Origin of the sequence: Paenibacillus humicus NBRC 102415, from assembly GCF_004000905.1 — a bacterium.
GTDB lineage: Bacteria > Bacillota > Bacilli > Paenibacillales > Paenibacillaceae > Paenibacillus_O > Paenibacillus_O humicus.
Map to the genome: position 1 here is coordinate 29,600 of NZ_BIMD01000034.1, position 12,349 is coordinate 41,948.

Here is a 12,349-nt window from a genome sequence, read left to right on the forward strand (position 1 = left end):
CCAGACCGGCAGCCCCCATTCGGGCTGCCGGTTTTTTTTGCATATGCACCTCTTGACATTGGACGGCATAGGTTATATGGTTAGTTACATGAGTAATTAACCAATTGGGTGGTGGGCAAATTGACATTTCCGGTGGATGACGGCCGCCCGATCTTCCAGCAGGTTGCCGAGCGGATCGAGGACGACATCGTCGACGGGAGCCTGGCGGAGGAAGCGCAGGCGCCTTCGACCACGCATTTCGCCCAGTTCTACGGCATCAATCCGGCGACGGCGGCCAAGGGAGTGAATGTATTGGTGGATCAAGGCATTCTCTACAAGAAGAGAGGGATCGGCATGTTCGTTGCGGAGGGCGCGCGGGAGAAGCTGCTGGCGCGCAGGCGGCACCAGTTCTACGAGCAGTATGTCGTGCCATTGCTGCAGGAGGCGGAGAAGCTGGGCATCAGCGGAGAGCAGCTCGCTTCGCTCATTACGGAGAAAGGGAGGGGTTGATGACATGCATGCCGCGGAACTGAAGGGGCTTACGAAAAGCTATGGCGGGCAGCACGCGCTGGACGGCATCACGCTGAAGATGGAGGAGAACCGCATCTACGGACTGCTCGGCCGCAACGGAGCGGGCAAGACGACGCTTATGCATGTGCTGACCGCCCAGCTGTTCGCCACATCGGGAGAAGTCAAGGTGTTCGGCAGCGATCCCTTCGAGAACGAAGAGGCGCTCCGCAAAATCTGCTTCATTAAAGAGAGCCAGAAATACCCGGAGAACTTCCGCGTGTGCGACGTGCTGGCCGTGGCATCGTCGCTGTACCCGCGCTGGAGCGCGGAGACGGCGGAGCAGCTGCTCAAGGAGTTCCGGCTGCCGCAGAACAAGCGCGTGAAGAAGCTCTCCCGCGGCATGCTGTCGGCTGTCGGCATTATCGTAGGCCTGGCCAGCCGCGCCGAGCTGACGCTGTTCGACGAACCCTATCTCGGGCTGGATGCGGTCGCGCGGGAAATTTTCTACCGCAATCTGATCCAGGAATACGCCGAGCTCCCCCGCACGATCGTGCTTTCTTCCCATCTCATCGATGAAGTGAGCGGGCTCTTGGAGCACATCTATCTGATCGACCGCGGCCGGCTCATTCTGGACGAGGAAGCGGAGCTGCTTCGGTCGCGTGCCTACAGCGTGGCGGGTCCAGCAGCCAAGGTGGACGCCTTCCTCGGTGGCCGCAGCGTGCTGGGCAAGGAGCAGCTGGGAGGCTTCCTCCGCGCTTCCGTGCTCGGAGAGCTTGGAGAAGGAGGCATGGCGGCAGCGAGGACGGCCGGTCTGGAGGCGGCGCCGCTCAGCCTGCAGCAGCTGGTCGTCCAGATGACCGGAAATGAAGCCGGATACGAGGAGGGGTCGGCATGAAAAGCCGGACGGCAACCGTAGCGCTCATGCATGCCAGAGACAAGTGGACCTGGCTGTTCATTCCCTGGATGGTGCTCCTGTCCAGCTTCATCGTCAATTTCGCCATCGGACTCATCGCGCGGCCGGAGAATTTCACGACGGGCGGACTGATGTCCATCCTGATCTATATGCTGGTGGCGGGCATCGTCGTCATCCACCAGACGTTCTCCTTCGCGCTCGGCCTATGCATCACGCGCCGCAGCTATTTTGCCGGGACTGTCGCGGCAGCCGGCGGGTACATTCTCCTCTCGGCCGTGCTGCTGGCCGTGCTGCTTCTGCTGGAGCAGGCGACCGAGGGATGGGGAGTCGGACTCCACTTCTTCGAGCTCCCTTACCTCAGCGATTCCGGAGCGGGGCTTGCGCTGTGGACGTTCTTCATCCTGCTGCTGTTCATGTTCTTTGGGGGCTTGACGATCGGAAGCCTGTTCCGCCGCTTCGGCAAGCAGGGACTGCTGTTCTTCTTCCTCGCAGCGACGCTTGTCTTCGGGGGCTGGACGGCGGTCGTGACGGCCATGGACTGGTGGCGGGGAGTCGGCGGCTGGCTCATGAAGCTCGACTTTACAATCGTCCAGACGACATTCCTCCTGCTCGCCTGCACGTTGGTGCTTGCCGCCGTCTCTTACTTGCTGCTGCGCCGTGCTACGGTTCAGGCGTAGAAAAAATCGAAAGAGGCTGTCCCATTAAGTCGCCAACAATGACTTATGAGACAGCCTCTTCAAGCAGAGACAAAGGTTACGATTTCAAAATGTCATCGATTTTTTGCAGTTCCTCGGTGCTGAATTCAAGGTTGTTTAGAGCGGCAACATTTTCTTCGATTTGGCTTACTTTGCTCGCTCCGATCAGTGCGGAGGTTACTCTGCCGCCGCGAAGCACCCAAGCAAGAGACATTTGAGCGAGGCTTTGTCCGCGTGCGGCCGCCACCTCATTCAGTTTTTTCACCTTCTGGACTGTCTCTTCCTTGACGTCGTTCTCGCGAAGAAACGTGTTCGGCTTTGCTGCTCTGGAATCGCTCGGAACTCCCGACAAATAGCGGTTTGTCAACAGCCCTTGAGCCAGAGGACAGAAGGCGATGCTGCCTGTACCGTTTTCTTCAAGCACATCAAGCAGACCATCCTCTACCCAACGATTGAGCATCGAGTAGGAAGGCTGATGAATGAGCATCGGCGTGCCGAGCTGCTTCAAAATCCGGATGGCTTCGGCCGATTGTTCGGGGCTGTAGCTCGAAATGCCTACGTAAAGCGCTTTCCCTTGACGAACGACTTGATCGAGCGCCGCCATCGTTTCTTCCATTGGTGTTTCCGGGTCCGGCCGATGAGAGTAGAAAATATCGACGTAGTCCAGCCCCATCCGTTTCAAGCTTTGGTCCAAGCTGGCAATCAGGTACTTCTTGGAGCCCCATTCTCCGTAAGGACCTTCCCACATCCCATATCCGGCTTTCGTCGAGACGACGAGCTCGTCCCGATAAGGTTTCAAATCCTTGCGCAGCACTTCGCCGAACGTTTCTTCTGCAGATCCTGGAGGCGGCCCATAATTGTTGGCCAAATCGAAATGCGTAATTCCCAGATCGAATGCCCGGAGCAGCATGGCTCGGGAATTTTCGAACCTGTCGACGCCTCCGAAATTATGCCACAAGCCGAGCGAAATTCCGGGGAGCTTAAGTCCGGATTTTCCGGTACGGAAATATTTCATGGATCCGTAGCGGTTGTTGTTTGCTTGATAAGGCACGATATCACGATCCTTTCATCTTTGCGCTTATTCTAGAGTAAGGTCAGTTGCAACAGCCGTGACGGCAGCTTCGCTTGCATGTGAAGTAATTGCCAGACCTAAATAACATTCATGAGGAAGCTTCATCGCAAATTGAGTATAGCGCTTCCAAGACCGGCCGTCCGAGCTGTGAAATGCCGTGAATTCGTCGCCGCTCCGTTTCAGACGCAGCCATGCATCCGGATATTGGACAGGGAACTCCGGCGGCACCGTTGTATAATCATCCGGATAGATTGCAACGCTATCGCCGCCCGCTGTCTCGCGGTATTGAAACTCGCAGCCTCCGTTGTTTTTATTTCGCAGGCTGTTATCGGGAAATGCCATCATATATACGTGAGGGCTGTCGGCGTCCAGAGCTGCACGAGCCATTATCCCCGCCTTCGTATATAAGTGGGGCATGTCCAGCGACTTCAAACGGACTTTAAAATCAAAGTCGCCTGTATGAACGACATAGGCAAAATGGAACTGATCTCTGACACCCCATATGTCTTCGCCGCCCGCGACAATTTCGTAACGTCCATCTTGCTGTTTGAACGAACCTTGTATCGAAGGGTCTCCAATATTCGCGCTTGATAAGATGATATTTCCCACATCGATCCCTCGATCCGATTTATAGTATTCAGCCATCTTCCAAAACCTGCAGGATCTAAATCCAGCAAATCCGCTTACGATATGTTGAAGGATGCCGACCCAATTGAACGTGATGCCCTGCTCCGATTCTCAATTGCATTCCAGAAACATTCGAATTGCCGGTCGGTACGCCCGACGTGTCCCGTTCTCAGGCTTTGATTGAGACGAGGTCCATTCTTTTTTGAATCCACCCGTCTTGGGGAACCTTCCCCTATGCAGTTCCCGGTTTAATCTCCTCCCATCTGTGCTTAATCAAAAATAAAGGAAGCGAAGGAATAATTCCATGTTGTCATGAAAGATTAATATGGCATAATGAAAGGAATTGTTGATGAGGGGGAGTCGAAATGGATACCGGGTTTGACTTGCTTTATCATTATCACGGCAAGAAATCCGGCTGTCCTGGTCATAACTGGGGGCCTGGGATCAAGGACCACTATAAGTTCCATTTCATTCATTCCGGAAAAGGCGTGTTCAAGGCGGATGGGAAGACCTGGTCTCTGGGCAGGGGGCAAGGCTTTTTGATTTACCCCGATTCGGTATCCCAATATACCGCCGACGAAACGGATCCGTGGGTTTGTTCGTGGCTGGCGTTCAGCGGCAGCTCTGCGGAACCCTTGCTTGCGGAAATTAATTTGACGCGAGACAATCCCATATTCTTCGCTGCAGACTACTCGTGGTTTGAGACGTTCATCCATGCATTTGATGCTCATAGCGCATATAGTCCAAGCTTGGCATTTGCCCGCCAAAGTTCGCTATACCGCTTTTTCAAAGAGCTTGCCGACCTTGCTGTTATCGCGCAGCGAAACCAGAGCGGTAGGCCGCAGGGCCAGAAAGAGCGGTATATCCGTCAAGCATTAGGATATGTGCATATGAATTTCGGCAACCGGATTTACATATCCGACATCGCGCTTAACGTCGGCATCGATCGGATTTACCTGGCAAGCCTGTTCAAGGAAGCCTTATCCATGTCGCCACAGGACTATCTGATGAATTACCGAATGGAGAAAGCCTGCGAACTGCTTCGCGAATCCCGTTTGTCGATCGCCGACATTGCGCGCTCCGTCGGTTATGAGGATCCGCTTCTCTTTTCCAAAATGTTCAAGAAGAAAATAGGAATACCGCCCCGGAATTTTCGAACGATCAGGTCTATTCAAAATCATGCCGAATAATAGGAAGAAATAACTAGAGGCCGTTGTTGGCTATCCGCGTTCCCCTGCCGAGGAGAACGCGTTTTTTTATTTTGCCATCGGGATGGCATATAATAGAGACAAGTCGAATTTATCGGACAACAGAGAAAGAAGGAGAGAATGGAATGGCCAAGCTGTCGGACAAGATTACCCTGAGCAATCTCGAGCTGAAGAACCGGATCGTCATGCCGCCGATGTGCCAGTACTCGGTCGATGCCGAGGACGGAACGCCGAATGAATGGCATTATGTGCATTATGTATCGCGGGCGGTCGGCGGCACCGGGCTGATCATTATGGAAATGACCAATGTGGAGCCGGACGGACGGATTACGAACCGCTGCCTCGGCCTGTGGTCGGACGAGCAGATTCCGGCCTATAAGCGCATCGTGGACGAATGCCGGCGTTACGGCGCCAAGGTCGGCGTGCAGATCGCGCATGCCGGGCGCAAGGCGACCGATGCCGCTGTGCCGGTCAGCTCATCTCCGATTCCCGTCGAGCCGGAGGGCTGGAAGACTCCCCGGGAGCTGGCGACCGAGGAGGCGGAAGCCCAGGTGGAGCTGTTCCGTCAAGCCGCCCGCCGCGCGGTGGAAGCCGGGTTCGACACGATCGAGCTGCATGGCGCCCACGGGTATTTGATCCACCAGTTCCATTCCCCGTCTCTCAACCATCGCACGGACAAGTACGGACAGGACAAGATGCTCTTCGGCTGCGAGGTGATCCGGGCGGTCAAAGAGGTGCTGCCGGAAGGCATGCCGCTCGTCATGCGGATCTCGGCCTTGGAATACATCGCAGGCGGGTACGATCTGGATTACGGCGCCGAGCTGGCCCGCCGCTATCAGGAAGCCGGCGTCGACGTCTTCGATGTCTCCTCTGGCGGCGAAGCGCCTCCGGACGGCGATCTCAAGCCGGGCAACTACCCCGCCTATCAGGCTCCGATGGCCCGCAGGATCAAGGAGGCGACGGGCCTCCCGGTCATCGCTGTCGGCATGCTCGACGAGCCCGAAGTCGCTGCTGCGGTCGTCGGAACGGGCGATGCGGATCTGGCTGCGGTCGGACGAGCGATGCTGCGCAATCCTTACTGGGCGGTCGATGCCATCCTCAAGACGGAGGGCGGCCGCACGGAGCAGGCTCCCTACAAGCGAGGTTATCCTCTGCGTTAAGTTATGAATCCTTCCGGAATCGGGAAAGCTGGTAGATAGATAAGTTGATTTCTAGACTTACCTGCATCCCAAGTTCTGGAGGGTAAATCATGAAACAAATTCTGCTTATAACGGACGGCTGCTCCAATGTCGGCCTCAGCCCCGTCGTCGCTGCCGCCCAGGCGCTGTCGGACGGCATCACGGTGAATGTGGTCGGCGTGCTCGACGGCGGCGATCTCGGCGAATACGGAGCCAAGGAAATTCAGGAGATCGCCCATGCGGGCGGCGGCATGAGCCGGATGGCGAGCACCCGCCAGCTGTCGCAGACGGTGCAGATGATGACGCGCAAAACCGTCGTGCAGACGATTCAGCAGGTCGTGCAGAAGGAACTGAAGTCGGTGCTCGGCGGCGAAGGAGCCATCGAGGAGCTGCCGCCGGAGAAGCGCAGCGAGGTCGTGCGAGTCATGGACGAGCTCGGAGAGACGAGCAAGCTGCGGGTCGCGCTGCTCATCGACGCCAGCGCCAGCATGAAGCCCAAGATGGCGGCCGTGGAGGAAGCCATCCGCGACCTGATGCTCAGCCTGCAGTCGAGGCAGGGAATCAGCGAGCTGTCCGTCTTTCATTTCCCAGGCAATGGGCATGGCGACGACGCTTCCCTGGATCTGGACTGGACCACGAACCTGAGCGGCGTGCAGTCTCTGTTCCCCAAGCTGCAGATGCGCGGCACGACGCCGACGGGCCCTGCCCTGCTGCAGGTCATCGAGCATTATCGGGGCAGGGACGACCGGCGGCGGGGCGGCGAAGAGGACGGGATGATGAGTGGATACGTCGTTTAAGCTTCATTTGGATAAAGGCATGGTCATTACCGGCAAGTGGCGCAGGCGCCGCTACCGGGTCGAGCGCATGCTCGGAGAAGGGGCCAACGGCAAGGTGTATCTGGTCGAGCGGGACCGGCGCCTGCTGGCGCTGAAGGTCGGTGCGGACACGGTCGATCTGCAGTCGGAGATCAACGTGCTGCAGGCGCTGGAAGGCCGGGCCGGGAGCCGGGCGGAGCCCTTCCTGCACGACGTCGACGATCTGAAGCTCGCAGGCGGCAAGGAATATCCATTCTATGTGATGAAATATGTGCGGGGAACGAAGCTCCCCGCCTTTCTTGCTGCCCGGGGAGCGGAATGGTTTCCGATCGCGGGCTACAACCTTCTGCAGCGGCTGGCCGAGCTGCATGAGTCGGGATGGGCGTTCGGCGATCTCAAGATGGACAATATCCTTGCGGCCGAATACGGGCATGTGGAGCTGGTCGATTACGGCGGCGTGACAGCGTTCGGCAAGAGCATCCGCCAGTTCACGGAGATTTACGACCGCGGCTATTGGAATGCGGGCACCCGCGCCTCGGATGCGGCCTACGACCTGTTCTCCTTCGGGGTGCTATGCGTCCAGCTGTTTCAGGAAAAGGCGCTCTACCGCCACACGGCCGGCACCCTCCCGCAAAACCGCTCGCCGCAGGAGCTGCTCAAGCTGGCCTCGGAAAGCCCGGAGCTGCGTCCGTTCGCAGGGTGGCTGGAGAGGGCTTTTGCCGGCGGCTTCCGGAATGCGGAGGACGCGGGCGCGGCATGGAGCGTCGTCATGCGGCGGATCGGGACGGGGGGCGGCCCCAAGAAGAGGACGGGCGCCGTGCCGGGCTGGACGAAGGCGCTGTTCCTGCTGTCGTCCGGAGCTCTCGCCGCGGTGCTGTACTGGCTGCTGCTCGGACAAGGCTAAGGAAAGGCGTTCTTCAAGCCGAATGACTGATTAGGTTCCAAAAAGAGGCTGTGAAGGACGGCTCGAAAGGCGCTCCGAACGTTGGTCAAAGGCGGAAAGCCGCAGGGCGCGAGGATGAAGCAAGCATCGGGAGGGCTGGAGCATGGAGAGGCTGGTCGAGGAGCTGGAGCGCGGATTCAAGGAAGGGCTCTGGGAACGGGGGGCGGCGATCGTCGTCGCCGTCAGCGGCGGACCGGATTCCATGGCTTTGCTGCATGCGTTCCATGCAGCTGCCGGACGCTGGGAGCTGCGGCTTGGAGCGGCCCACGCGAATCACGGCTTCAGGCCGGAGGAGTCCAGGTCCGAGCATGAGGGAGTGCGGGCTTTTGCCGAACGGCTCGGCATCCCTTTTTATTCCGCGGAGCTGGATGTGCCGGCTTATCTGGAGAGCAGAGGCGGCAACAAGCAGGATGCGGCGCGCAAGCTGCGCTACAAGTTCCTGCATGAAGCTGCGGCAGCTCACGGGGCGTCGGCGATCGCGCTTGCCCACCATGCGGACGACCAGGCGGAAACCGTGCTGATGCGGATCATCCGGGGCACGGCGCCGTCCGGCCTTGCGGGCATTGCGCCCCGGCGCAGCGAAGGAGGAGTGGAACTTATCCGTCCTCTCCTGCGTATAGGCAAGTCGGACCTCCTGGATTACTGCCGCCGCTTCGGCGTTCCTTCCTTCACGGACAGCAGCAACGAGCATCCGGATTACTTCCGCAACGCCGTGCGGCTCGAGGCGATTCCTTCGCTGGAGCGTTTCAACGCGCGGCTCCGGCCGTCGCTGTGCCGGCTTGCCGAGGCCGCCTCGGCGGAGGCGGATTTCCTGGACCGGGAAACGGAGTCCCTCCACCGGTCTCTGGTCGCCTCCACCGCAGCCGGAATGACGATGCGGGGCGCGGATTTGGCGGGTCTCCACGTCGCTTTACAAAGGAGATTGATTAAACTAATATTAGATTATCTCGCTCTGGAAAAGGAACCCACCGGGTTTGAAGAGGTGGAGAATATACGTCTTGGCGCACTGGCGGCGGAGCCGTCCAACTGGCGCATCGACCTCTCCCGCGGACTGCGCTTTCGCCGGGAGTACGGGCAGCTCTCCTGGGAGCGGCGCCCCGCCGAGAAGGCAGCCCTGGAGGAACGCGAGGCTCCGCTGGACGGACGGCTCGTGCTTGAAGAGGCGGGCCTTCTGTTTGCATTCCGGACGCTGGAAGATCTGGACGGGCGGGCGGTCGCGCAGGCGGCGCAGGCTGACCCGCACCGCGCCGTATTCGACCTGGACAAGCTGTCGCTTCCTCTTGCCGTGCGGCCCCGCAGGGCGGGCGACCGGATGAGCGCGATGGGACTAAACGGCACCAAAAAGGTGCAAGATATGTTCGTTGACGCCAAGGTTCCGCCTTCCCGCAGGGGCTTGCTGCCGCTTTTGTGCGACGGCGAGGGCAGAATCCTTTGGATTCCGGGCATCCGCCGCTCGGCGGATGCCGCGGCGGAGCCGGGCAGCCGGCGGCTGCTCGTCGTCGAATCGGCGCCGATTCCGGCCCGCGGCTTCGGCGGCGAAGAGAATGGAGAATAACCAGGCTTATTGGATTCATAACTATAGGATTAAGGTCATCGGGAGGAACACAACTTGCATAACGACATTCAAGAGATTCTGCACAGCGAGGAAGAGATCCAGAGGAAGGTCAAGGAGCTCGGAGAGATTCTGACCGGCGATTACGAAGGCCGCAACCCGCTTGTCATCTGCGTGCTCAAGGGTGCGTTTATTTTCATGGCGGACCTGGTTAAGGAAATACGCGTGCCTCTGGAGATGGACTTCATGGCCGTATCGAGCTATGGAGCTTCCACGAAATCCTCCGGGGTCGTCAAGATCATCAAGGATCTGGACGTATCCGTGGAAGGCCGCGACGTGCTGATCGTCGAGGACATCATCGACAGCGGGCTTACGCTCAGCTATCTGATCGACGTGCTGGAGAGGCGCAACGCCAAGTCCGTCACGGTCGTCACGCTCTTCGACAAGCCGTCGGGCCGCTCGGTCGATCTCGATGCCGACTATACCGGCTTCACGCTGCCGGATGCTTTCGTCGTCGGATACGGCCTCGACTATGCGGAATACTACCGCAATCTCCCTTACATCGGCATCCTGAAACCGGAAGTCTACACCAAATAGCCACTTTGCGATTTCCCTTGCCTGCCCTGAACCGGGGTTCTGTTGAGATGGTCAGACAGGCTATGGTAAAATATTTGAAGCGTCTTGAGAGGAGGTAGGGGATGAATCGAATCATCCGGAACACTGGATTTTACCTGCTTATTTTCCTGGTAACCGTCGGAATTGTCCAATTCATCAGCAATCAGGACGAAAACAGCACCCAGATTCGTTACGACGAGTTCCAACAGCAGCTCCAGGCTGACAACATCGACAAGCTGACGGTTCAATTCGACAGTTACACGTATCTGGTGACCGGTGAATACAAGAAAACGCCAGCGGGGTCTGAAAGCAATTCGCTCAAGTTCTTCACCTACACAAACGCGGAGGAATACACCTCCAAGCAGATTTCGGATACAGCCTTGAAGAACGGAATCCAAATCGAGTACAAGAAAATGAAAGGCCAGAGCATCTGGCTTACATTCCTGACCTCCATCATTCCGTTCGTGATCATCTTCATCCTGTTCTTCTTCCTGATCAATCAGGCACAGGGCGGCGGCGGCAAGGTCATGAACTTTGGCAAGAGCAAAGCCCGTTTGTATAACGAAGAGAAGAAGCGGGTCACGTTCGAGGACGTCGCCGGCGCCGACGAGGAGAAGCAAGAGCTCGTCGAGGTCGTCGAATTCCTCAAGGATCCGCGCAAGTTCGCCGCAGTCGGCGCCCGCATTCCGAAGGGCGTGCTGCTGGTGGGCCCTCCGGGTACCGGCAAGACGCTCCTGGCCCGCGCTGTCGCAGGCGAAGCCGGAGTTCCGTTCTTCAGCATCTCCGGCTCGGACTTCGTCGAGATGTTCGTCGGCGTAGGCGCATCCCGCGTCCGCGACCTGTTCGAGAACGCCAAGAAGAACGCGCCTTGCATCATCTTCATCGACGAGATCGACGCTGTCGGACGCCAGCGGGGCGCAGGCCTCGGGGGCGGACATGACGAGCGCGAGCAGACGCTCAACCAATTGCTCGTCGAGATGGACGGCTTCGGCGCCAACGAAGGCATCATCATCGTAGCCGCCACCAACCGTCCGGACATTCTGGATCCCGCGCTGCTTCGTCCAGGCCGCTTCGACCGTCAGATCACGGTCGACCGCCCGGATGTAAAAGGACGCGAGGCCGTCCTCAAAGTCCACGCGCGCAACAAGCCGCTCAACAAGGACGTCAAGCTGGACATCATCGCGAAGCGGACGACGGGCTTTACCGGCGCCGATCTCGAGAACCTTCTTAATGAAGCGGCGTTGCTTGCCGCAAGACGCAACAAGAAGGATATCGGCATGACCGAGGTCGATGAAGCGATCGACCGCGTCATCGTGGGCACCGAGAAGAAGAGCCGCGTCATCAGCGACCGCGAGAAGCGCATCGTCGCTTACCACGAGGCGGGCCACACCATCATCGGCTACTTCCTGGAGAATGCCGACATGGTGCACAAGGTCACGATCATTCCTCGCGGACGCGCAGGCGGATATGTCATCATGCTTCCCAAGGAAGACCGCATGCTCATCACCAAGCAGGAAATGCTCGACAAGATTACCGGCTTGCTGGGCGGCCGCGTAGCGGAGGAGCTGTTCATCGGAGAAATCGGAACCGGTGCCTACAGCGACTTCAAGCAAGCGACCGGCATCGTCCGCAGCATGGTCATGGAATACGGCATGAGCGACAAGCTCGGTCCGATGCAGTTCGGCAGCACGCAAGGCCAGGTATTCCTTGGACGGGATATCGGCCATGAGCAGAACTACTCCGACAAGATCGCTTACGAGATCGACCAGGAGATGCAGAACTTCATCAACGAGAGCTACAACCGCGCGAAGCAGCTGCTTACCGAGAAGAGCAAGGAAGTGCATCTGATCGCTCAGACGCTGCTTCGTCTCGAGACGCTCGACCTGGAGCAGATCCGCAACCTGATCGAGACCGGCTCCGAGAACGGCGACGGTTCCGGCAGCGGCGACGCAGGCGGCGAAGAGCCTTCCGGCGAGCCGACGATCGACACGATCGGCGGTGTCAAGGTCCGCATCCAGCCTCGCGATCCCGGTGAAGGATCGACCTCTGGCGAGAGCATTACGGACGCCAACACAGGCGGCACCGACATCGGCGAAGACGGAACCGGCAGCGGTCCGGATAAAGTCTAACTTAGGATTTGAAACCTTGCAGCCCTCATGCACAATTGTGCATGAGGGCTGTTGCTTATGTTCAGGCGGTCCGGTATAATATCCGAGGGTGAGGGAAAGGTAAGAGGGATGGA

Annotated in this window: 12 protein-coding genes; 10 read left to right on the top strand and 2 right to left on the bottom strand. The window is 58.5% G+C overall.

Going from position 1 to position 12,349, the window contains the following annotated elements; translation table 11 throughout:
* Positions 1-120: 120 nt before the first annotated feature.
* Genes PHU01S_RS18320 through PHU01S_RS18330 form a run of 3 tightly spaced genes read left to right on the top strand, consistent with a single transcriptional unit; the run spans position 121 to position 2,079 of the window.
* Positions 121-489: a GntR family transcriptional regulator gene (locus PHU01S_RS18320; RefSeq protein WP_048748570.1), complete on the top strand. Its 369-nt coding sequence runs from the start codon at positions 121-123 to the stop codon at positions 487-489.
* Positions 490-493: 4 nt separating this feature from the next.
* Positions 494-1,384 (top strand): ABC transporter ATP-binding protein, encoded by an 891-nt coding sequence (locus PHU01S_RS18325; RefSeq protein ID WP_127509033.1) that lies wholly within the window; start codon positions 494-496, stop codon positions 1,382-1,384.
* On the top strand, positions 1,381-2,079 hold the full coding sequence (locus tag PHU01S_RS18330) for a hypothetical protein (protein WP_127509036.1): 699 nt from the start codon (positions 1,381-1,383) through the stop codon (positions 2,077-2,079). The genes PHU01S_RS18325 and PHU01S_RS18330 overlap by 4 nt, the downstream gene beginning before the upstream one ends.
* Positions 2,080-2,155: 76 nt before the next feature.
* Here PHU01S_RS18330 and mgrA read toward each other — a convergent pair whose 3' ends face one another.
* The gene (gene mgrA / locus PHU01S_RS18335) at positions 2,156-3,148 is read right to left on the bottom strand and encodes an L-glyceraldehyde 3-phosphate reductase (protein WP_127509039.1); all 993 of its coding nucleotides are present in this window, start codon (positions 3,146-3,148) and stop codon (positions 2,156-2,158) included.
* 27 nt (positions 3,149-3,175) lie between these two features.
* Entirely contained in the window at positions 3,176-3,814 is a 639-nt protein-coding gene (locus PHU01S_RS18340) for a DUF1349 domain-containing protein (RefSeq protein ID WP_127509042.1), read from the bottom strand.
* Positions 3,815-4,161: 347 nt separating this feature from the next.
* Between PHU01S_RS18340 and PHU01S_RS18345 the strand changes: the two genes are divergently transcribed.
* From PHU01S_RS18345 to ftsH, 7 genes are all read left to right on the top strand, one after another.
* Entirely contained in the window at positions 4,162-4,986 is an 825-nt protein-coding gene (locus PHU01S_RS18345) for an AraC family transcriptional regulator (RefSeq protein WP_127509045.1), read from the top strand.
* 143 nt (positions 4,987-5,129) lie between these two features.
* Complete coding sequence (locus tag PHU01S_RS18350) at positions 5,130-6,164, top strand: NADH:flavin oxidoreductase/NADH oxidase (RefSeq protein WP_049868650.1); 1,035 nt, start codon at positions 5,130-5,132, stop codon at positions 6,162-6,164.
* 89 nt (positions 6,165-6,253) lie between these two features.
* A complete protein-coding gene (locus PHU01S_RS18355) occupies positions 6,254-6,979 on the top strand; it encodes a vWA domain-containing protein (RefSeq protein WP_048749060.1) in 726 nt (241 codons plus the stop codon).
* Positions 6,963-7,901, top strand: coding sequence for a protein kinase domain-containing protein (locus PHU01S_RS18360; protein WP_127509048.1), 939 nt, complete (start codon positions 6,963-6,965; stop codon positions 7,899-7,901). The genes PHU01S_RS18355 and PHU01S_RS18360 overlap by 17 nt, the downstream gene beginning before the upstream one ends.
* Before the next feature lie 142 nt (positions 7,902-8,043).
* The gene (gene tilS, locus PHU01S_RS18365; protein WP_127509051.1) at positions 8,044-9,495 is read left to right on the top strand and encodes a tRNA lysidine(34) synthetase TilS; all 1,452 of its coding nucleotides are present in this window, start codon (positions 8,044-8,046) and stop codon (positions 9,493-9,495) included.
* Between the two features lie 54 nt (positions 9,496-9,549).
* Positions 9,550-10,089: a hypoxanthine phosphoribosyltransferase gene (gene hpt / locus PHU01S_RS18370; RefSeq protein WP_021878939.1), complete on the top strand. Its 540-nt coding sequence runs from the start codon at positions 9,550-9,552 to the stop codon at positions 10,087-10,089.
* 101 nt (positions 10,090-10,190) lie between these two features.
* On the top strand, positions 10,191-12,236 hold the full coding sequence (gene ftsH, locus PHU01S_RS18375) for an ATP-dependent zinc metalloprotease FtsH (protein WP_127509054.1): 2,046 nt from the start codon (positions 10,191-10,193) through the stop codon (positions 12,234-12,236).
* The last annotated feature ends 113 nt before the right edge of the window (positions 12,237-12,349 follow it).

Excerpts from the sequence above, each read along its gene's own strand:
- PHU01S_RS18345 (WP_127509045.1), top strand. The coding sequence starts at position 4,162 with ATGGATACCGGGTTTGACTTGCTTTATCATTATCACGGCAAGAAATCC.
- PHU01S_RS18355 (WP_048749060.1), top strand. The coding sequence starts at position 6,254 with ATGAAACAAATTCTGCTTATAACGGACGGCTGCTCCAATGTCGGCCTC.
- PHU01S_RS18340 (WP_127509042.1), bottom strand. The coding sequence starts at position 3,814 with ATGGCTGAATACTATAAATCGGATCGAGGGATCGATGTGGGAAATATC.
- tilS (WP_127509051.1), top strand. The coding sequence starts at position 8,044 with ATGGAGAGGCTGGTCGAGGAGCTGGAGCGCGGATTCAAGGAAGGGCTC.
- PHU01S_RS18330 (WP_127509036.1), top strand. The coding sequence starts at position 1,381 with ATGAAAAGCCGGACGGCAACCGTAGCGCTCATGCATGCCAGAGACAAG.
- PHU01S_RS18325 (WP_127509033.1), top strand. The coding sequence starts at position 494 with ATGCATGCCGCGGAACTGAAGGGGCTTACGAAAAGCTATGGCGGGCAG.
- ftsH (WP_127509054.1), top strand. The coding sequence starts at position 10,191 with ATGAATCGAATCATCCGGAACACTGGATTTTACCTGCTTATTTTCCTG.
- PHU01S_RS18350 (WP_049868650.1), top strand. The coding sequence starts at position 5,130 with ATGGCCAAGCTGTCGGACAAGATTACCCTGAGCAATCTCGAGCTGAAG.